This is a genomic window from Bacillus sp. MRMR6, from assembly GCF_001940785.1.
GTDB lineage: Bacteria > Bacillota > Bacilli > Bacillales > Cytobacillaceae > Neobacillus.
Genome location: NZ_MSLS01000016.1, coordinates 1 through 22,252, shown reverse-complemented (window position 1 = coordinate 22,252; position 22,252 = coordinate 1). Strand labels below are relative to the sequence as shown.

Annotated in this window: 17 protein-coding genes; 2 read left to right on the top strand and 15 right to left on the bottom strand. The window is 31.3% G+C overall.

Going from position 1 to position 22,252, the window contains the following annotated elements; all coding sequences use genetic code 11:
- Window positions 1–2: 2 nt before the first annotated feature.
- From pglX to BTR25_RS15490, 8 genes are all read right to left on the bottom strand, one after another.
- Window positions 3–3,509, bottom strand: a complete 3,507-nt coding sequence (pglX, locus tag BTR25_RS15525; protein WP_075688962.1) for a BREX-1 system adenine-specific DNA-methyltransferase PglX — start codon at window positions 3,507–3,509, stop codon at window positions 3–5.
- Window positions 3,510–3,561: 52 nt separating this feature from the next.
- Window positions 3,562–7,146, bottom strand: coding sequence for a BREX system P-loop protein BrxC (gene brxC / locus BTR25_RS15520; RefSeq protein ID WP_075688961.1), 3,585 nt, complete (start codon window positions 7,144–7,146; stop codon window positions 3,562–3,564).
- Between the two features lie 18 nt (window positions 7,147–7,164).
- The gene (locus tag BTR25_RS15515) at window positions 7,165–7,752 is read right to left on the bottom strand and encodes a DUF1788 domain-containing protein (RefSeq protein ID WP_075688960.1); all 588 of its coding nucleotides are present in this window, start codon (window positions 7,750–7,752) and stop codon (window positions 7,165–7,167) included.
- Window positions 7,753–7,754: 2 nt separating this feature from the next.
- Window positions 7,755–8,357: a DUF1819 family protein gene (locus BTR25_RS15510; protein WP_075688959.1), complete on the bottom strand. Its 603-nt coding sequence runs from the start codon at window positions 8,355–8,357 to the stop codon at window positions 7,755–7,757.
- Between the two features lie 533 nt (window positions 8,358–8,890).
- On the bottom strand, window positions 8,891–9,331 hold the full coding sequence (locus BTR25_RS15505) for a hypothetical protein (protein ID WP_075688958.1): 441 nt from the start codon (window positions 9,329–9,331) through the stop codon (window positions 8,891–8,893).
- A 132-nt stretch (window positions 9,332–9,463) separates the two neighbouring features.
- On the bottom strand, window positions 9,464–9,643 hold the full coding sequence (locus BTR25_RS15500; RefSeq protein ID WP_075688957.1) for a hypothetical protein: 180 nt from the start codon (window positions 9,641–9,643) through the stop codon (window positions 9,464–9,466).
- A gap of 709 nt (window positions 9,644–10,352) precedes the next feature.
- A complete protein-coding gene (locus BTR25_RS15495; protein WP_075688956.1) occupies window positions 10,353–10,676 on the bottom strand; it encodes an HNH endonuclease in 324 nt (107 codons plus the stop codon).
- Window positions 10,654–11,271 (bottom strand): hypothetical protein, encoded by a 618-nt coding sequence (locus BTR25_RS15490; protein ID WP_075688955.1) that lies wholly within the window; start codon window positions 11,269–11,271, stop codon window positions 10,654–10,656. Before BTR25_RS15490 ends, BTR25_RS15495 begins: the two co-directional genes overlap by 23 nt.
- A gap of 153 nt (window positions 11,272–11,424) precedes the next feature.
- Here BTR25_RS15490 and BTR25_RS15485 point away from each other — a divergent pair, with 153 nt between their 5' ends.
- Window positions 11,425–11,763 (top strand): helix-turn-helix domain-containing protein, encoded by a 339-nt coding sequence (locus BTR25_RS15485; RefSeq protein ID WP_075688954.1) that lies wholly within the window; start codon window positions 11,425–11,427, stop codon window positions 11,761–11,763.
- 210 nt (window positions 11,764–11,973) lie between these two features.
- Here BTR25_RS15485 and BTR25_RS15480 read toward each other — a convergent pair whose 3' ends face one another.
- The 6 genes from BTR25_RS15480 to BTR25_RS15455 all read right to left on the bottom strand — a co-directional run bounded on the left by BTR25_RS15480 (window position 11,974) and on the right by BTR25_RS15455 (window position 20,745).
- Complete coding sequence (locus BTR25_RS15480) at window positions 11,974–12,639, bottom strand: DUF1643 domain-containing protein (RefSeq protein WP_075688953.1); 666 nt, start codon at window positions 12,637–12,639, stop codon at window positions 11,974–11,976.
- 18 nt (window positions 12,640–12,657) lie between these two features.
- Complete coding sequence (locus tag BTR25_RS15475; RefSeq protein ID WP_075688952.1) at window positions 12,658–13,290, bottom strand: hypothetical protein; 633 nt, start codon at window positions 13,288–13,290, stop codon at window positions 12,658–12,660.
- A gap of 15 nt (window positions 13,291–13,305) precedes the next feature.
- Complete coding sequence (locus tag BTR25_RS15470) at window positions 13,306–14,928, bottom strand: hypothetical protein (RefSeq protein WP_075688951.1); 1,623 nt, start codon at window positions 14,926–14,928, stop codon at window positions 13,306–13,308.
- Window positions 14,929–14,953: 25 nt separating this feature from the next.
- Window positions 14,954–16,255, bottom strand: coding sequence for a hypothetical protein (locus tag BTR25_RS15465; RefSeq protein ID WP_139311257.1), 1,302 nt, complete (start codon window positions 16,253–16,255; stop codon window positions 14,954–14,956).
- Window positions 16,256–16,419: 164 nt separating this feature from the next.
- On the bottom strand, window positions 16,420–19,719 hold the full coding sequence (locus tag BTR25_RS15460) for a helix-turn-helix domain-containing protein (protein WP_075688949.1): 3,300 nt from the start codon (window positions 19,717–19,719) through the stop codon (window positions 16,420–16,422).
- Window positions 19,720–19,734: 15 nt separating this feature from the next.
- Window positions 19,735–20,745 carry a site-specific integrase gene (locus tag BTR25_RS15455; RefSeq protein ID WP_075688948.1) on the bottom strand — a complete coding sequence of 337 codons (1,011 nt, stop codon included), beginning with the start codon at window positions 20,743–20,745 and terminating at the stop codon, window positions 19,735–19,737.
- 245 nt (window positions 20,746–20,990) lie between these two features.
- Here BTR25_RS15455 and BTR25_RS15450 point away from each other — a divergent pair, with 245 nt between their 5' ends.
- The gene (locus BTR25_RS15450) at window positions 20,991–22,061 is read left to right on the top strand and encodes an HTH domain-containing protein (RefSeq protein WP_254842727.1); all 1,071 of its coding nucleotides are present in this window, start codon (window positions 20,991–20,993) and stop codon (window positions 22,059–22,061) included.
- Here BTR25_RS15450 and BTR25_RS15445 read toward each other — a convergent pair.
- On the bottom strand, window positions 21,993–22,252 hold a 260-nt coding region (locus BTR25_RS15445), incomplete at its 5' end, for an ATP-binding protein (RefSeq protein ID WP_175596801.1). The genes BTR25_RS15450 and BTR25_RS15445 overlap by 69 nt on opposite strands.

The following is a 22,252-nucleotide window of genomic DNA, read 5'->3' as shown; positions in this document are numbered from 1 at the left end:
ACTTAAATCTTTGCTAATAAGTTCGCTTTAAGCACTTTTTTACCTTCACCTTGTGAAACTTCAATATTTTGGAACTTCTCATAATTGACCTTTACGCCGTCATCTAAATTAATTTCAATTTTTTGATTAGCAACGTGAGCGATAACTTGATCGTACTGTTGGCATTCTAATAACTGCCTTTGTATACTTTCTTTTTTCTTCTTCACTTTTGTCTTTTCCTGGGTAGATACATCTGATTCCAAAAGAAAATCTAACCGAGTTATCTCTGTCTCATATTTACGTTGTAATGTGTGAAGGTAATCTGTTCTTACTTTTGCTACTATTCCTAGATCGTAACGATGCATATAAATAAGGGCTTTAAAACCATCATTCTTTCCACTTTCAAACAACCAATAAATTGGGCGTTTCTGATATATATGGAGATGATCCTTATAAAACTCTTTTACAAAATAACGACGAATACGTTGTCTAGAGGTTTCATTCCCTTTTCTTGTTAAAGTATCGGCTACAAAATCTAGGTTTTCTTCAAGATTTTCTTTGCCGAAAGTTATACGGACGAAATCTATAAAACGGCTGACTATATCGTCTTCAAAATATTCATCATCAGTGATTGGAATAATATTATCATTATCAGCTTTAAAAGTTTGGTACTTTCTTTGATCAAACTCACCACCTGCATAAACTAAGCCTTCTTGATCTAATGAATAACGACCAAACATACAACCAACTAAGTATGAAATAAAAGATTTGACCTCACGTGTTTTATCCGCATATTTCAAGGAAATATTTTTTTCATCTACACTATTTGATAATTCATTTTCCAGAAAGTATTCTTTAATAAAATGAAGATTAATCTCCTCTTCATTTTCTTTTATCTTTTTTATTTCTTCTGCCTTCGCCTTGTCCAAATAAGTAAAAATCTCATTTATTTTTTTTATTACTTTTTCATGTGATATTTTGAGAAATGGATGGCTAGTAAAGTCTAACGATATTTCAAAGTCGTCCCAGTCTTTTTTAGAAATCTGGATATTTTCATTTACGTTATCAATAATTTGTAGATTCGCATTTTTATTAAAATCAAACGGCAGGGATAATACAGCATTAACAGTTGTATTAACAGTAGGATTTAATATTTGTAATAAAAAAGACGAAACTTTAGAATTTAAGAAACCTAAAATTATTCTGTCAAATTCGGGAGTTTGGCTCATAATTGTTGGTGCACCAGAACTATATTGAAATTGACTCCTCTTTATTCTAAAACTAGGATAATCAGTAGTGATTAGATTCCATGTTATCCCTTCTCTGTTCCAATACTTTGGATTATTTAAACCCCCATGTTGTTGGTAAAAAAGCTTTGCCTCATCTGACCAATTAACGACGAAGTATTCATTACCATAATATTTTCTATATCCTCCACCGTTTGCAAACGGTACCCACTTATTATCTGTATTATCAACTTCCCAAAAAAATCTTACATATTTTTCATTATTATGCGATTTAACTCTTCCAGCAGATTCAAAGAAATTACCTATCGAATCTCCTGAAAATATATCAACATTTTCTAACCAATAAGCAATTATTTTATTCGGAACCTTTAAAAACTCCTCTTGCTTGAGCCCCGTATAAACAGCCGATTTTTTTAAAAATGCTTTCTCTTTTTCCCTTGAGTTTGAATAATTAACCAATCTGCTAAAAGTTCCCTTATATTCTTTTATTGAACTGTTCTTTAGTATAGCTGCTGTTGTTTGAACAACTTCTCCACTTATTTCTTCGAAAGCCTTAGTGCCTAAATGAGCCATCGATACTATTGTCGATTCTGTGATAAGTTTTTCTCTCAACAAAGAAAAACTATCTAAAAACATCCATGCGTGTTGGGTAATAATAGCTGTATAATTATCTTTCCTAGTTAAATTAATAGCTTTTTCAATAAAAACAGCAAACAAATCATTTTTTGAACTCGGATAATTTTTTTCTAGATATCTATTTAAATTGGCATTCATCCCTCTACGACTCATATAAGGTGGGTTAGTCACGACTATATTATATTTTTTATATAAAACTTTTGCCTGATTTAAAAGTTCTGGCAATTTTGATAACAATATTTCTTTAAAGTGTTCTGTAAATAAATCGTCTGCATCTTCATACTTAAGAACTTCTAACAATTCTTCAATTGCTTGGTAATTTACTTCTTTTACATTTAAAATTGACCCATATTCCTTAGCATCTCTAAAAAGGTTTACTATATATTCTATCTCCTCTTTTAGTAACACTTTTTCTTTATCTAAAATATGTGTTTTTAGGTATTCAATTGCTTCCTGTGGTATTTCATTGCTTTCCTTGATTGGGAAAATGTTTAAGTTTATTTTTTTATTAAACAACCTTTTATTAACACTTCTTCCTTTCATCATTAAAGCAAAATAGGCTAATTGTGCAGCTCTGTCGTCAATGTCTAATCCATATAAATTTTTTTCAAGAATTAATTGAGGAATTTTCCTTTCAGAGTATCCGCTAGAAAGATAAATATTAAACAAGACATCAAATGCATAGACAAGAATGTGACCTGAACCCACACACGGGTCTAAGACTTTAATCACTTCAGGATTTAGTTCATTATTTATTAAACTTTTTAATCGCTCTTCAACATTTGATTCTTGTTTAACACTTGATTGAAAAAATCTCCATTTTTGTTTTAGATCCTCATTTGGATTAGATTCTAACCATAATCGTCCAAGTGAGTTCTCAACCATGTATTTTACAATCCAATCAGGCGTGAAGAGTTGAGTAGCAGCTGGGATATTTTCTTTTAAAATCTTCATATTTTTCTTTAAATCAGCAAAAACTTTATCTTTCTTTTCAGAAATATAGTATTGATACAACCATCCTATTATTTCAACTTGTTCTTTCCAATCTTCTTCATCTATCATAATTACCAAGTCACGAACAACTGAACCTTCTGATAATAATTTGTCAGGTAAAAGTAACTCAGTAAAATCTTCAATCTGTTCAAACATCATTGGCATTATTTCGCCAAGTTTATTACATTGTTTTACTAATATGTATTTAAATAATTCTTCAGTATTATTTTCGTCTTGCAAACGGTAAACAACATCTAAATCAAGCTCTAGATCATCAGCTATGGTCAATACATTGGACACTGCATCTGGTTCTATTTTCCCACTATCTATTGATGAAAGAACCCTCACTCCAGATGGGAGATATTCATTTACTTCCATAAACCGAATTGCTATCAATCGGTTAAACCATGTATAAGCAACTTCCTCAATTATTTGATCAAATCCCTGGTCTTTGATTTTTTCTGTAAGCTTGTCTCGTTGTTTCATCTGATATTTTTTAAAAAATTTATCGTTAACTCGAAAACCATCTTTGTAAACTTCAGGTTCCTTAATTCTTTTTTTTGTAATCCCGAGCTCATAGGCTTTTTGTTCTATGGCTTCCAATAATTTGACCCGAGCTGTGACAGCAAAGTTTTTAATTGCTGATTTATTCATAAATGAACCTCCTTCTTTCTAAAAAAGGGAGAAGATAACTTCCCCCTAATTCCTATACAAGCTTAATAATAGTGTTTTCTTTTAATTCTCGTTTTAACTCTAGGCGTAATTCATTCAGCAATCTTTCAATATCATCGTCATTTTCAATTGTTTTAGTACCACGAAGAACGGTGGATTTACTAATTGTTTTTGTTTCTTTATAAACAGTTGGTGGATCAATAATCGTTGTACCTCCAGGCCCAACAGGTGGATGAATTGGAGGAGTGACAATTGTTTTTTTACGTTTTGCAATTTCATTATTGATCTCATCAATACAACGTACCTTCAATCTGTCACTTTCTGTTTGCATAGCAATTGCTTCGTAGAAATTATTTACACTTTCTAGACGGTTTTTTAAGTCAATAAAACGATTTCTAAATGTTTCACTAAACTTTTCTTTAATGCTAGCATCTTTAGATAACTCATCCATCACGACATTAAGGTCTTGGTCAATCATATTACTGATTGGTTCACACTCTTTTTCTAACAATACAACGAAGAGATCATCGAAGTCCTTATATAAACCAGGCAATTTTTGTATATTATCGTAAGGTTTACTATTTTTGACGATTTTCTCAATTGAATTAATAATTTCCCGAACCTTTTTATCTGTAACATAAGAGCGATTATTCTCAAAGATGTCTAAGCGTTTAACAGCATTATCATAAAGATCTTTTTGGTTTTCAAAGAAGTCCTTCACATCACCGACAGCTTCTGCATAATCAAGTAAATCGTCCTCAAACTCTTTTATTTGTTTATAAAAACTTCCTGTGTCTGAAATGGACAATAATTTCTCAATAGGTTCTTTCCCGTCTGTTAAGATACCTTGTCCTGGATATACTTTATTTCCGTAATTCACTAGTAACAATTTGATTTCATTCAGTTCTTTTAGTAATAGTTCCTTACATCGGCCCATTAGTCCATCTTCATCACTTGGTACAGCTGTAATCTCGAACATATCTTTAATAATATCTTTAGTAATTTTAATTAAATTCTGCGGAATTCTCTCCCTCTTTTTTATGACCACTTTATCAACATAATCACGTTTAGTTATATAATTTAGAATGTCACGATCTGAAGTGTTTAGAATTGACTGATTTAATTCTAACTTTATTTCCTGGCCCTTAAAAAGCTTGATGATTATTGCCGTTGTATCGAGTTCATTCCATCCGTATGGTTGTTTAGAAAAATAGGTAGTTATTCCTTTTATTGTAACTTGTTGTTTTCGAGAAGTTAGTCTGTCTATATAACTATTTACTTCCTGAAGGGCAAGTTTGTTTAGCTCCTCATCACCTGTTAAAGTTAATTGAGTTGTACTATCTTGTAGTAAATCATTTAGTTGTTTTGTCGTATCGACATACTCTTTTATATAATTCAGCTTACTAAATAGATTTTCAATCAAAGCTGTAAAGGCATCATTAATTCGCTCAATTGGATTTTTTTCTTTAACATCAAGTTGCTGAGAATTCACATATACTTCTGCAACCCTTAATGCTTCAGTTAGGTGTGTTGTAACTCTTTCTTTTCTTTCTGATACTTCACGTGCTTTTCTAGTTTTAATGTCCTCAATTGCTTGAGAAACAGATGAACCACTTTTCACTTTTAGATACGCTTGTATTTTTAAAATATTTTCCATTTCATCCAAATAGGAAGTGTCAGCAGGTAATTTTAAAATGACATTATTCTCACGCATAGACATCATCTTTAGTTCCGATTGGTTTAAATCAGCTGCTGCTTCATAGTACGGTGTAATGATTTTCAATCCAATATCATGAGTCTGTATTCCTATCGGACGATCATCAATGATTGTGTTAAAGCTAAAATGATATCTAGTTGAATAGCGATATTTTTTATCTGAATATATTCCACCAAAAATTTCTTCACCAATTTTTTGGATTACTTCAGCAGAATCGACATGCATATTTTTAATTTCACGGTTTACATCTTGCTCATCATTGGTTAAAAAAATATATTCATCACCATTCCTTTGAATTAAGGTTTCTTTTGATAATCGAATAAGTGATGCTTCCATTTCTTTTTTTAAATCCAACTTATCAACATCAATATGATTGACCATTAAAGTTGATAAGTTTTCTAAATTAGATGGCAATTCTTTTACATATTTGATTAGAAATAACAGTTTTAAGATTTCTACATCATGTTCTTTTAAACGGGAATTTTTCTTAGCATGAATAATGACAGTCCGAATAGATGAATCAAGGAAAGTCTCAATCGTTTCATAAAATGCTGAAAATGGAACCAATGATCCTTCTTCACGCTCAGCAAAACGGATAGCAGATTCCTGAAATGCACTTAAAAGAGAACGTTCTCCTTCTGACAAGCTTTTCCCTGATGCCCCATGAATTCTTACACCTGTAAATACTCTTTGCAGAAGATTAAATTGGTAGGGTATAAATGGATAAACTTCTACGAAATCCTCTTCAGAAGAGAAGGATTTCATCTCTGCTGTATCCTGTGAAAACACAAATAGGTTCTTAAGTATCGAACTCTTTTGCCGATAAACTTCTTTTAAAGTAGCTTTACCTTCTTCATTCTTTATTAAAATACGCTTTTTGATGACCTCATCTACATATGCACTAGATAAGCTGAGCTTGGTATCAAAACGGCCCTGGATTTTGGAAAAATCATTTCCTTTTACACTTAATACCGAATCAATATCCTCTTGGCTCGTAACAACTATCCATGCCTTGCCACTACAATGAATACCAAACTGATGAACAACAGTTTGTAAATTTAACATGGATTGTGAGTTATCACCAATGTACTGTCCTACTTCGTCCACCAAGAAAACAACGTGATGATCCTTCGTATCAGGTTGCTTTCTTTTATTTTCGATGTACTCACTAACTCTTTTTGCAAATTTTTCAATACTGATTGAGTATTCCTTTTCTGCTAGTTCAAACCAATGTTTTGCAGCATCTTCACTCATTTTTGTTGTTTTACATAATGCCTCAATGATAGAGTCTTCTTCATAATAAAAATCTTCTCTTGAATCTTCCCAGCTGTTACCAGAGATTTCTTTGAATGTTTCTTTAAATTGTTCATAAAGCCCATCTTTAGCCATTTTCCGTTCAATATCAGCAATCCATGGAATAGATCCACAAAAACCTTGCATTTCATTAAATACTTTATTTAAGACCTTAACAATGGAATCTTTATCTGCCTTTGAATCCGATTCACTCTTCGCATCAATATCAAAAAGGATGACGTCTGTTGTGATGTCACCAGCCATTTTTAAATCTGCTAAAATCATCGGATCTGGGATTTTTTTATCGAAAAAGCTAATCGCTTCTTTACCATTTACTTTTTTATTTTCTATGAGATAGGAGAGAATTTTCAGAAAGTGTGATTTACCACTACCAAAGAACCCAGAAATCCACACACCTACTTTGTCTGTATTTCCTCTTACCCCTTTTTTATAGGATTGAAAGAAATCACCAATATGTTTATGAAGTTCATTGGTTACTACATATTCTTCTAATTCCTGATAAATGTTTTTTTCATCATCTTGGCCAACTTTTACTACACCCTTAATATCACGGTGAATTGGTTTTTCAAACATTTTTTGTATTTGCACAATAATCCCCCCATATGATTACTTATCAATCAACTGAAAAGCACGATAGTAATTGTCATCTTTAATTTCCCCAAAAAGGATTAGTTCCTGGCCATCATAGACCCCTGGAAAAAACATTACAACAGGTACCTGATCTATCCTTTTTTGTAATGTGTTTAGAACTGTATGTGAACGAATAATAGGAAAAGCCTTGCCGATACCAGTTAGAAATACAATGTCATTTTCCTTGACACGATCGGATATGTATTGAACAACCAAATCATTATTTAATGTTAATCGTAGCGCCTTCTTTGTTGCATTTAAAACAAAATCACTACCTTTTTTTTCTTCCATCTCAAAATTCTTTTCAAGGAATCCTTTTTCTTGTAGAATTTCTAAAACAACTTCATATAAATCAAATTCTCTAATGTAAATCTCAGAATTTTCAGTGTTAACTCTTTCCGTTATGTAAGCCATATGCTCCCTTACTAACATTTCATACTTTGGATCATAATCGAAAATATGATAGCCAATTTCATTTCCTAAGCCCTTGCTTTGCCTAAATGAAGGTTCAGTAATTCTTGGCAAAATTTCGTCTAACCTCTCATAGATACTCTTTGTTTTCATTTTTACTCACCTGCCAAAATTTCAATATAAAGTTGGTCCCCAAGCGCTTTTAAATACTTTTTAACTTCATAATCAAGATATACTCTGTTTATTTCTCGATCACCTTTCTGGTTTTTTAATAAACCAGCTTCATGTAGTATTCGGATGTAAACCTGTTTTAGTTTATAGAATGTATAGTCTTCCCAAGAAGCAACCTTATAGCTTTGTTGCTTTTTTGAATCAAAGAAAATATTAAAGTCTTTATCGGTTAAAAACTGTTCTTTAAGAATGAACTTTTCTCTAAATACCTCATACATAAACTCAAAAAACAATCTGTCAGTTTTCATTATTGAATAAAGAACTAACAATTTACTTGTTTCTGAATCACCACGAGCAATTTTCTCCAGCAAATATTCATCTAGATCTTTTAAGCGAGCGATGATTATTGATGCAATTTCCTTTTTCCGAGCTTCAGTTTTAACCTGGAATATATTAGCATGAATTGCTCTATCTTTTATTTCAAAAGCCTTCATCCCTTGATATAACAGGTCTGCGACCTTTTTTGTCTCTAAATAAAAGAACGGTCTGGATTTGATTGTTGATTTATATTCTTGCTTTTTTTCCATTAAAATACATTCCTTTGGTCCAAAATATTAACTATAAATTATTGTAACATTAATAAGATTATATTGGTACTTTATCCCCATTTTCACCACATTGAATGCTTTGATATCTTCTTTCGATGAACAATAAAAAAGTCTTCAAGCACACTATTAAATAGTTCCTATAATGTGAAAAAAAACTGAAAAGATAGCAAATAACTCCCGAATTCACAGTTGAAATCGCACTTCAAATAACAAATAAAAACGCTCAAAGTTATAGTCTCTCTGAGCGTTTTTATTATTACTCATATTCTATTAAATCTACCGTTCGCTGAACTTGTTATTATTTATTAAATTTTTTGTAGTCTTTGCAGAAACACTATCGAAAAGTCCTTTACCCTTTTGACTAATCTTAATTCCAGACAAATCACCATCAACAGTTACTTTACAATCTGTTATCATTTCAGTTTGGCATTGATTACAAACCCTATTCATTATTAAATACCCTAAAATATCAACTACTTACCAAAAGTGGGGTAGCCTTTTTGTTGTTGTGATTACTTTCTCGTATAATTATAGCTTTTTAATGCTTCACGATATTTCTTGAATTCTGGATGCTCCTTTAATATTTCAATCGCTTGACGAATAATGGTTTCTTTTAATCTGTTCTCTAATTCGAGAACCCCTAATGATCCGTATTCTTCAAAATAGGCTAGCATATGCGGGAAAATAAGACTCAAATTAAGAAGAGATGTCTCATCCTTATCAAAATCTAATACCACGTAAAATATTTCATTATTTTTGTCAGGAGTTTCCAACATAAAACGCAATGACTCACACATTACAGAATCAATGCCACCCAGAATCGGCATTTCATATTCTTCAACTTTATTATCTACATCATTAAGTAGGATTTCTTCAGGAAGACCCATGGCACATAAGTCTCGCCACGTTGTTAGTATAAGTTCCTCTAGGTTTCTATCAGACCCATCAATCATTTTTTTCCTCCATTATACTGAAATTAAGTTCATGCAGTCTCCCGCATACCCTGCTTTTTTCTGAGCAATTCCTAAACACCATTATACCAATCAATAACCGAAATTTAACCTTCCCTTTCATTTAAACCCTTTCTATTGGTCACCTTCTTCTAACGAATAATACCAGTCAAGGCCTTGCTCCTCTGCTTCTTCTTCTGTTTTTAGATCAAACTGCCAATACATTAATCTGTATAGCTTTTTAGCGATTTCCTTGTCCAAGCCTACTTCTTTGCAAGCCAGCAACATATATCCTATAGCCTGTCTGTTATACATGATTCCACCTCCTTGTTTTGGATCGTTAAGGAAGGAGAATACCGGGCATAATCGGGGAGACTGGCAATATAACAGTTACTAAATTACTTTAATAACTTGCTACGTTTATTTTTATAACATTTTCATTTAACTAATGTCTTTGATAAATTCCTATAAATCATAATAAATTCTTTATAAAACCCCTATAAATTAAGGAAATAATCTCAAGGGGGGATTCCAAGAACAACATGAATCTTTTCTAAAAAAATAAGCCAATATATACAGATTTGCATAAAAATCTGTATATATTGGCTTATTTAATATTCCTTCATTTTTCACCAAAGCACCTATTAATTTAAATGATTTCCTCACGATCCTTGAAATATAACTATAAAAAAATGATGGTACCATTGAGATCCTATACTCAAAATATTTCTTCACCTTTAATTCCCTTTGCAAATGACAGCAACTGGAGTGCCCATTTTTTGTTAAGGTTTTATACTTTACATTGACCTTAATTCGTTCAGCTATTGAAGAACGTATTTCCTTTATAACAATTAACTGGCTGAATTACTAAAAGACCAGACCACACCTCACCTTACCTCATCTCTCCCGATCGTACCAGTTCTCACCATATCGGTCCCACAACACTTTTCCAGCCTCCAATCTCATCAGCGTACGGAGGGGCTGAACAAATATCCCGTACGGACAGAGTGTTCTGTTTCGATTTTTATTTTCTCATGGCATTATAAATTGTCTCATTATCATCCTCCCATACCAATTCCCTCCAATTTACTGGGACAATACCAGTAGCTAACGCATTAGATATCATTCCCTGATGTCGGTGGCAGGCACGTAAAACGTGGCAGGTCGGGCATAGGGTCCTTAAATTACATATTTTATTGGTACCATATTTACCCGAAATAATATGATCAAGATGGAATGCTTCAAACTCCAGTCTTTTTTTACACCTTACACATTTTCTCTTATCCCGATTCCATACAATCCATCTCAAGTTGCTTAATATAGCTCTAGGAGGCCGTATTTTGGGCATTGTTATCCATCTCCGACACATTAAACTCTAGGACTTCAAAACGTCCAAATCTCAATTTTCTACCGTCAGCTAAACCCTCTAACTCACCTGCATCTAAACAGACTCTTTCCATTTCATTTCTGCTAACAATAGTTTTATTCCACAGTATATTAAACTCAGCTTCCCATCCTGCTGCTAATGCAACCCTATACCTCAAATGTCTTGCTTTTGTTGCAGAAATTTTAACGGGCGCCACATGTAAATACACAGGTTTTGATTTATCCCTATCTATGGAATCAGGATTTTTTAAAAAACGATCAATTAAAACAATTTCATCAATTACTTGTAAAGTAGCAGCCACTTTTGACTGTATTGTTCCTTTTCCTCTAGTTGTGTATTTTGCACCATTTCTAAGAGTCGCAAATATATACTCCGGATTTAAGTAAAATTGTCCTTCCGGCGTTACAGTATAAGTTGTTCTCCATTCTTCGGGATTGTTTCCAGCAACACCACTTTTCTCCTTTTTCTCTAAAGGTATCGATTCCTCCGTAAAACAGTGATATAGCAATGGACTTATCCCTCTAATTTTCACGTTAGCTTTTAGTAGACTAGACATTCAAAAAACACTTCCCTTGTTAATTATTTACTACTTTTATAACCAGAAAATTTAGATATATACACTCACAGTGTACTTTTTTAAAAAACTTACACATGCAGTGTGTGGGTTCACTTCAAATAAACGGTTATTTTTTACCTGAGGTGATAGTAAATGAGTCTTTCCAAACAATTGGGAGAACGTATCAGAAATGTTCGAAAAGGAAAAAGGATAAGTCAGGAAGAATTAGCGGAAAAAGCGTCTGTTTACCATACATTTATCGGTCAGATTGAAAGAGGAGAAAAAGGTCTTTCAATAGATACTCTTGAAAGTGTAATAAAAGCATTGGATATTTCTTTGGGAGAATTAGGCCAAAACTTACCCTTAAACGAAAATAATGTTGAGGAAACAAAGCTAGAATTACTAAGGAACCGTCTTCTTGAAAGAAATCCCAAGAAAAGAGAAGCTTTCTTAAAAGTATTCCATGAAATTTTAGATTTGGACGAGCAATAGATTATTAATATTAATTTCAAATAAGATGAGCATCTACAATGTATTGAGTAAAAAATGAGGTTTATTATTTATGTTTTAATTAGAATTAAGCCGAAAAATAGGCAACGAATAAAAAATACCTTGCCTATTCTCGGCTTATTGTAAGATTTGGATAATCACCACAGTTTGAACTTTGAATTACGAATTTTTTATACACACCACTACAATTTATTAAATGGGAACTATTTCATTTAAGTTATTAAGTTTAACTTCCACTAATCCTGTTAATTTCTTCTTATTGGGATGGAATGGGTTCTCATTTTTAGAGAGATAGGGTCTGTTGTTAGTTTTAAAAACAAATAAGGGTAATCTGGATTGTTTAACAATATTCTGTATCTCAAATATTTGTCTATAATACAATGATAAACTTATATATAAACCATCTGGTAATCCCCATGCTAAAACAATGTAATCTGTATCACTTACTATTACATGGTTAATTGTCTTGTTATTATTTTCAAGCATCCTCTTAAAACCTTTTTCACCTAAAACGGATGCCGAACGAAAATATTTAAGATCATCCCATAGTTGACTAGAATTATGATTATAAATTGGAAATAAATTCAAAACTCTTAATTTACCAATATTGTTTATTACTTTATTGGTGTTGACAACCTTGATAGTATTATTATAAAAAAATTTAATTAGTCCATTTACAGTATCATCCGATTGAGATTGATCTGCATAAGCAGGATTCATCATAATAACTGTCATTCTAGTACTATAGTTATTTTTAAAATTTATCTTTAAAGACTCACGGATATTTCTGCTTGAATTTGTAGGATGAACAGCTGYAGGTAAAATTACTTTAGATTTTTGATATGGTCTAGRAGGCATATTTGATCCTCTTCTCTATTATTCATTATCTTCATCCGTAGCTTTTATAGTCATTTCAAAAACGTTAGTGTCTCCAAGTTTTTTTTCTTTAAAAGGTGAAAATGGAACTACGGTGTTTTCTTTATTTTGAATATTCTTTAGTGCTCTTATCGAAAGGGCTTTATACTTTCTTTTCCATTTCTCAATATCAGCCACATACTTTCTTTTGTCATTTGATATTTTTTCTTTTAATTCATTTATTTCTAATGTTAATTTTTCTATCTCATTCTCTTTTTTTTGTAAATCATCAGCTAAAGAGAAACCCGTATATTTATCTGAAAAAAGTTTTGTATGTGTTATGGACAACTCTCTTGCAAGGTTTAATACACCTTGAGTGTCTTCCTTTTCAATTAATTTTTTAAATTCGCTATAATAGTTTACTAATGGAATTGAATCACCATTTGAAGACTGAAGTAATCCAATTTCATCGGAAAAAGATGAATCGTTTATAATATCAATTTGTTCACGCATTTTTCTTTGCCAAACTTGTATAGGATACTCTGTTAATTTAGCTAAATTATAAGGAGTCAATTTCTTTCCAGGGTTTTTAATTTTTGCATTATACAAAGCAATCCTTAGTTCCGAATCCGTGTATACCTGTTTCCTTCCCATAGATTTCCCCTCCAACTATGAATCGATAGTTTCTTGTTGAATTTCTATTATCCTAGCATCAACCATAGCCTTATTTTGAATTTCTGCAGAAAGTTCTGCGCTCTTGTTTTTTAAAGTTTCATTATTTGTAATATCATTACGAATATCCATCATGGTATTAACTATTTCTCTAATTTGGTTATCTAGTTTTTCAGATTCATCCATTAAATATGGCAAAGCATCTTTCCACATTTCTTGTGGTATAAAGTAAAATTCACAATGCCGACAATCTCTCACAGGGCATTTAACTGGAGTATAAGTACAAAAACCATAATCTACTGGATAAGTTTGTTCAAAATCTTCTGTTTCAAGAATCCTTCTTGCTCTTAAACCCTTATCAATGTTTTTTATACTTTTTGTCCGGCCTAATAATACTTTCCGAAGATCTCTCCTATATATTTCAGTTAATTGAATTACCCTTGATTCTGCATATAAAATTAAATGAGAACGATACGGATTTTGAGAATATATCGAGGAGTGGCCAGATAATTTCATTATAGTAAGTGGCGAAAAACCTTGGAACATCATATTGCAAATTGCTAAATGCCTTGTATGCGCCAGTAGGATTCTTCTATTATCTTTTCTTGGATACGGCTCTAGAATATATCCATATTTATCACACATGATTTCTTGATAAAAGTGATTAATTAAATTCCATAATTGTTCTTTATAAAATAGATTATTGTCAAAGTTAGTTCTATGAATCCCCATTGATTCAATATACATATCAAAGTTAAGTAAATAACTAGTTTTTTGATAATCCTTAGTTAGTTCTTCATACTCTAAAAAGTACATAGCAATGTTATTTGATATCGGAACCGGATCAATATATATTTCTTCACCATTTTTACCTTTTTCCTTTATTCTCGGCAATTGAGCATTGTAATTATTCCCATTGGGAATTAAACATACTAGTGGAATTAAACAAAATTCCCTAGGACGTAAAGGTATAACAGTAGTAACTTTCCACCATAAAAAGAGTGGATAATATTTCCTTTTTTCTTGTTCATTCCATTCTCTATACAGTCTCTCAAGTGCTGTATGGAATAAGGTAATTTCATTAAATGGCGGCAACCTTCTCTTCTTAATTTCGTACCTATTATTTAAAAGACTTTCAATACTTATTCTGAGTTCTTTATCTACCTCAACAAAGTCAATAATTTCTTTTAAACCAGCTATAAGTAAATTTTTATTACTATTTGGTACACTATCAAAATATGAAACAAGTCCAGTAAAATCTTCTAAGCCCCAAGATTGGGTTATTGCCTTATTTAGAAATTTCAATTTAGCCTGGAGATAATCAGGTACAAATTTATTTTTTAATTGTATAACCAAATAAGCTWTAAGTATTAATACCCACTTTTTTAAATGAAAGGGTATATGAAAATGTATTGTAACTGTTCCTAATGAATTTATTCCTAATTCATGCCCCCATAATTTCCAGGAATTTGAGTCGAATTGTTCTTCTTTACATATTATCTCTTCGAGCTTTAATTCATTGAAAAATTCTTTATATTTCCGAATCTCGCTTTTATCAAATGAAATTACTCTTTTTACATTAATCCCATCTTTTAACTTTTCAATATAAGAAATTGACATAATCAATACACAACCCTATACAATTTTATACCCCGATTAATTTAACGTTTTCTTTTTCTAAATGTCTTATTTTATGATCCCATTTGTTGAGTCCGATTTTTTTACAAGTTTCAATCATTTTCTGAGAGTCAATATGTGATTCTACGAAATTTATACCTAGGCCGTTAATTGCTTCAAAAACAATTATCATTATCTTCTTTAACCATTGTGCATGTTTTATTTTCTTTGCTTCGTATTTCGTTGTTAAATATTCTTTCACAGTTGTGTGGAATTCCTTTTCTATATACTTTAAAATCCGAATATTCGGTATATAATATTCACATCCCCCATGAAGGCAGTCTATATCACGATTTGGACAATTTTCTCTTCCTACTAAGCACGAACCAGCTTCAACTCTAGCAGGTAAATCTCCAGAAAATATTTTTAGAGACAATTCTATTAACTCTTTTTTTGATTTTGATAACATAAAATTCATTACATTTTCTCTTTGCTTCACAGACATTACAATCGATAATCCAAGCTCTTCAATTTCTATTAACTCATATTTATTTTGTAAATTTTCTATAAGTACTGTCTTTTCCTTTTGATCAATTTTTTCGTCACCTTTTAACGACTTTATTAGTGAATCATATACCCATCCAAATTGTCCCCTACTAAAGAGGCGAATGCATGCATCTTCATAAGTACCATCAAAATCATTCATTAGGATGTAATATATAATAGAGTTTTTATCTTTATGCCCTCTCCACCGTGACAAATAAGCTGTAGCTAATGCAGGATGTATACCACTAGTTTCAATCAACGAATGGTGCATATAAGTCAAAAAAGAAGAATTCATTTTCCTAGTAGTAAATTTCGGTAATACCATTGGATCTGTATCTAATACTTTTTTATATGTTCTTCTAAATTCTTTATCTACTTCTTCATTTCTTATTTCATCATATATTTTATCTCCATATCTTAATAATGGTTCTTCTTCGTTTTTAGTTTTATTAATTACTTGTGTTCTATGAAGGTTTGCAATTACATAAGCTGTTGCAAACGATTCATAAAATAAAGGATGAACAGTAAATACATAGGTACTATTATTTTTTTTCGCTTCTTCATAATAATTAACAGAATTAATCAAGTTGGTGATTTGATTTAGTATGATTGAAATTTGAGCTTCATCTAATCGGTTGTCATGAAAAAACGCTAGCCTTTCAACATTTAGAGCACTAATATTCATAATAGGAAATTGCATTATATCTATACCTCTATAAGCGCAATTCATATGGATAGCAGCATAAATCCAAACTGATGTATAATCTCTTGAATTAATCATCATAGGTATATGCTTCTCGATGTCAGTTAAAAATTCGAAGTACAACATATATTCCTCTGGAGAATACTTCTCTTTATTGTCCTCCCTTTTTCTTTCTTTTTCTTTTGGAGGTAAAGGGTGTTTAAAAATACATTCACGATTATTTAATAACCATTCTGTGAATTTAACTAAAATTCGATAATATAATTGAGTAAACTCTTCCTTTTTAACAACTGTGCGTCGTTTAAATCTGATAGATTTTTCACTGATAATGATTTAATTATTCGATAAAATAAATCAGCTAAACGTACTGTATTTGTGTAAAGGTTTCTATCTGACCCTTTTAATGAACTAAGTCTTACATTGGAAAATTCTATGAATTCATCAGCGGTTTTTAATAAATGATGAGGTATATTTATTTGATTAATTCTTTCTCTAAGTTGATCAAAAAAACTAAGGTTCAAAAAGTCGTCTACAAAGTTTTGAATATTAACCATTTTATATTTTTGTTCAAATTCGTTATATTCCCTACGGTTTACCATATAACCTTCAGGATACTCATAGCAATCATCAAAATTTTCATCTTTTAAACAAAGCTTCTTTGCTGCATTTAGACCTATTTTTAATCTATCTGAAATTTCCTTATGGCTTATTCCGTTTTGTCGAAATAGTATAAAACCTTCCATTTCCTTCTTGTTATATAGCAATGCCCTCTGATACTTTCCATCAATATTCACCCATTTCCGAACTGTTCTTATTAATTTATTTTTAATAAAATAAGCAAATAAATGTGAAAAACAAAATGAAGTATATACTTCCATTTGGGTTCTGTCTTTTAATACTTCAAAACCTTCTGGTATGCAAAAATCTTCCCTTATAATTAAGTAACAATCTTTGCCTGCGTATTTTATAATTGGACCAACTATACCATTTTCCAATTCAGGTGAACTATACAAAGATAGACAGTTTTGATCAGATAATAAGATTGAAATGTCTCTAATGTTGAAATGTTCAAATACTATAGGAATATCTTCAAATAAAATATAGATATCACTATTAACTGTAAGAATTTTATTAATACTGGTTAATGTAACAAACTCATTAACAGCATTCACAGAACAATTAATACTTTTTGCAATTTCAGTTGTGGAAATACATTTTGTTAGGTCATCAATTTCATAAAAATCAGTAATAAAATCTTCTATATAGTTCGGTTCATAATTATACTGTACATTATGAAAACTGTATTTTTCCTTATCAATTAATCCTGCTTGTACCCAACTATTAAGGTTATGTTGGTAAAGGCCGAATTTTTCATATAATTCTGCTGCTGAAACATAATGATCCTCAATCTCTTTATGCTTTTGATAGATTTTATCGATAACTGTTTTTTTGTAATAACAAGTTGAGAAAAAGTTTTCATATGAATCCTCTGGGATTATATTGGACTTTTTCCAATTTCGAATAGTACCATCAGTGGAATTAAGTAATTCGAGAACCTCTACATGAGTGTAATGTTCAGATAAAAAAGTTTTCCATTTAAGGGATAACGTATCTATATACTCTTTCCCAAAGTAAAGTACCCCATTTATATCTACACACTGTTCAATATCAACAATTCCATTATCCCGCCATTTTTTAAAAAATGGTTTCGATATCCCCAGCAGATTTAAAACTTCTCGAAGGGTATAATAATCTACCAGAAAAAGATTATTTGAAGAGTTATTATTTATAAAACCTTCTACTAATTCATAGGCACTCCCATTTAGAATGTCATTTTTTAATTTCTCAACATATTCTTTTTTTACAAAATATTTACGTTCATAACGCAGAAAATCTTCTTTTTCTAAGCACCCATGTTTTACTAAATGATGGAAGACTTTGTTTATCAAACCAATTTTCTCTGCGGCCTCAGTAAATGTGATATACATTTCTTTTATTACTTCTTGGTTTATTTTATTGTCTTCTGTATTTTCGGGAGTAGATGATTTTATTTCGGAATGATTTTTTTCAAACTCTACCATTTTTTCAACATACTCATATTTAACATAATATTTACGCTTGTGATAGAGTAAATCAGGTTCTTTCAACTTCCCCTGAACCTTTAAATCATGAAAAATATCGCTTTTTATTCTTAATTTCTTTGCAGCTTCCTTAAATGTTATGTACTTTTCTTTAATTAGCTCTTCCATTGCATTGTTTCGATCTTTTTCATATAGTTTTGGGAATTTTGAAATCAGATTATTAACAAATTCTTTTTTTACATAGTTCTTTCCTTTGTGAATCAGAAAATCTGGTTCTTCCAAACTTCCAGAGTATTTAAGGGAGTGAAAATATCCCTCTCCTGCACTTATTATCTCAGCCGCATCTTTAAATAAAATATATTCCTCTCTTATTAGATTTTCTTTTTCAACTAGTTCATCAATTTTCCTCTTTTTATAAAAGTATTTTCCATTAAGAAATAAAAAATCCGAAACATCAATAACACCTATTGATCTTAGATGATAAAAACTTTTTACATCACAATTTAGTAATGTACCAGCTTGGTCTGAAGTATAGTATAATTCGTAGAGTTCTTTTTCTTTTTTGATTAAGGCATTAATATAAGCCTTATTATATAAATACCTATTCCTATCAAAAAAATATCTACCTTCCTCAAATCTCCCCTTATTTCTCCAGCCTCCAAGGGTTCTTTCATCTATTTTAAACAGTTCACATACTTCAGCTGGGGTATAATATTCTTGGTTAATATTTAACATAAAATCTTTAATTGACTGTACCTTTTCTTTTAAGTAATAATAATTCCCCTTATATTCAAGGAAATCATCCTGAGAAAAGGTACCATTTTCTCTCCACCTTTGGAAGGTAGATCTAGTGATATCAAGAATCTGCATTACCTCTGTCGAAGTATAATATCTCTCAGTTAGGTTATCGATAAAATTTTTCTCTCTTACCATTTTTTGTATTGCAGTTTTTTTATAATAAAAATGATTATCAACTAATATAAATTCATCAGCCTTCAATTCCGCTTTTCTAATTATGTAAAGCTTTTTCTTTTCCAAACTTAAAGCATTAGCTGCTTCAGAATCTGAATAATAATCCTTTAATTTCTCATGTATTTTCTCTGTTGAATGTTTTAATGCTAACGCTTCTCTTTTATCATAGTAAATACCTTTTAAAAAAAATGGATGATGTAAATCCGCTTCAATAAATGAAATTTTCCCACCCTTTCTCCAATATAAAAGTGTACTTTCAGCTATATTATATAGCTCCAGAACTTCTTTAGTGGTAAAGTATCTATCAAGAAATTGTTTTTGTTCACATAAATATTTCTCTATTTCCTCCCTTATATAATAAATTATGCGCCCTTTTTTTATTTTGGAAAAGTTATATTTCCCAATACTTAAATTCCTATGAAATGTGGATTCAGAAATGTTTAATTTTCTTGCAGCTTCTTTATACGTTAGATATTCTTTTTCTATTTCCATTTTTCATACCCCATCTTAGATATCTCCTATTATGCTCTTAATTGAATCTAGAACATCTATACTATTAGTGTTCTTTTTTCGTAATTTATCATGTTTACTATCTGGAGATACCATTGGTATTAAATCTTGTTCACTTCCCTCTAAAAGCTCTTCATAAGAATCATTTTTAGCTAGAAGTGATTTTATGTAATCAGTTTGCTTTGTTAATAATTCTTGTTGATTCTCAACAATTTGGGCTTTTTCAAAGTAGTGTGCTGATGCTTCCGGCCCAGAATCACCTCTTGCATCTTGAACTTGAAATGCATTCTGACTTGATCTAGCCTTCATATTTGTAAATATTCCCCTACCTATGTGTGTTGACCAATCTAGGGTAAGTAAACTACGTCCCAACTCCCTATCCTCAATACTATTTTGAGGATCCATCAGTTCTTTACAAAAAGCCTTTTTAACACGATTAAAGTAGCGTGTGTAATTTTTCTTTGTCATTGGCATCCCTTTATATGGCCCATTGATCACATTAACGAATAGTGCTCCACTATTGTCTTTGGCTTTATACTTTGAAACATGTTCTATGTACATTTCTAAACCCTCTTCAACAGAATCAGAAACATCTAAAGGATCAATATATTGATATCTTTCTTTTTTAACAGTACTAACATAATTTTTAGTATCTTTTCTAACTATTGTATTGTTTGTTAATGTTGCCTCAAAACCAAAGCTTGCATTATAACCCACAGGTATTAAATCTTCATATCTTAATGAAACAACTTCTGATACTCTAAGCCCCCCATAGATCTGCAGATAAATACCAAATGCAATAGGATGTGCCTCTCTCTTAGCAATTGCTATGAATAAATCTATTAATCTTTCCGGAATATCATGTAAAATCCTCTTGCTTTTATCTCGAGGATATTCCACAGAAAAAGGATTTTCTTTTTTAGTAATGGAATCATGTAAATAAAAGTCTTCTCTCCGCACTTTTTTTGTACAACCATGATCTATCAAGAATAAATAAAACTCTCTCAATGTGGACTCATGACTTTCTACCGTTTTCCTCGTAACACTTGTCAAACTATTAAGAAATTCTTTTCCATGTGATAATTCTAATATATTTAGTTGTTTTATTTTCTTACTCTCTACAAAAACATAATTTAAGAATGGGATTAGTTTAATATGGTACCTAGAGATAGGACACTCGAAAAAGAGTGTTTCATCTCTAGGTACTTTTTTATATACTTAAATCTTAAAGATATGGGGATTAGGGGACAACTATGAGCAAAACAACATTTTCAGATAAAGAGATAAAAATACTCAAAAAAAATCCAAATATACTGCGGGTCAGCAGTTTAGCTATTACATACTCGGATGAATTTAAAAATAAATTTATCAATGAATATCTTGCAGGCAAACTCCCAAGGCAGATCTTTGAGGAGAATGGTTTTGATATAGACATTATTGGGATAAAGAGGATAGAGACGTCTTCATCTAGGTGGAGAAAGGCATATGAGAAAGATGGAATAATCGGACTTTCAGACGCTCGAAAAACAGCTAGTGGTAGGCCTTTAAAACGGGAACTTTCTCAGGGAGAAATTATAGAAAGACAAGAAGCAAAAATTAAGTTACTGGAAGGTCAGGTGGAACTGTTAAAAAAGCTAGAAGTGACAGAAAGGAGGCTGCTAAACAAAAGGCAAAACTTAGAAACAAGTAAGGTATTTCAGTTAATCTGTGAAACGGTGGAACAAAATCAGTTTAAGCAGCTGACAAAGTATTTTTGTGAGCTATTAGGGGTCTCTCGTTCTGGATATTATAGCTACCTTAAAGCTGCCGGTAGCCGATTTGAAAGAGAACAAAAGGACTTAGAGGCCAAAGAGATTATACTGAAAGCGTTTAATCGACGTGGATATAAGAAAGGGTCACGTTCCATCAAAATGATATTGAACAATGAATACAACCATAAAATTAGCAGGAAAAAGATACAAAGAATTATGAACAAGTACGAGATTATTTGCCCCCATAGAAAGTCAAACCCATATAAAAAAATAGCTAAGGCAACAAAAGAACATCAGGTCGTTTCAAACAAGTTAAACAGAGAATTTAAGCAAGGAATTCCTGGGAAGGTATTATTAACTGATATTACTTATTTGCCCTTTAACGGAAAGGATATGGGCTATTTGTCTGCCATAAAAGATGCCTCCACAAATGAGATTATGGCTTATCATATATCAGACCGTATCACTTGTATTTCGCAAGTGAAAAGTGAGCCATTTCGCAATTTAATTTTGAGCCACCACTTTTTCGGTATTCTCTTTCATCCATTCTTCAGTTTCTCTCATCCTGAATGAAGGGCCAACCATGTTTACTACATGCGATTTATGAGTAAGACGGTCAGTCAATGCAGCTGTTAAAACAGGATCGTGAAAGATTTCCTGCCACTTTAAGAATGACAGATTGCTAGTAATAATAGTTGACTTCCTCCCAGCTCGAAGAGAAAGGTGCGAAAACAATAATTCTGCTCCTTCTTTATCAAATGAAA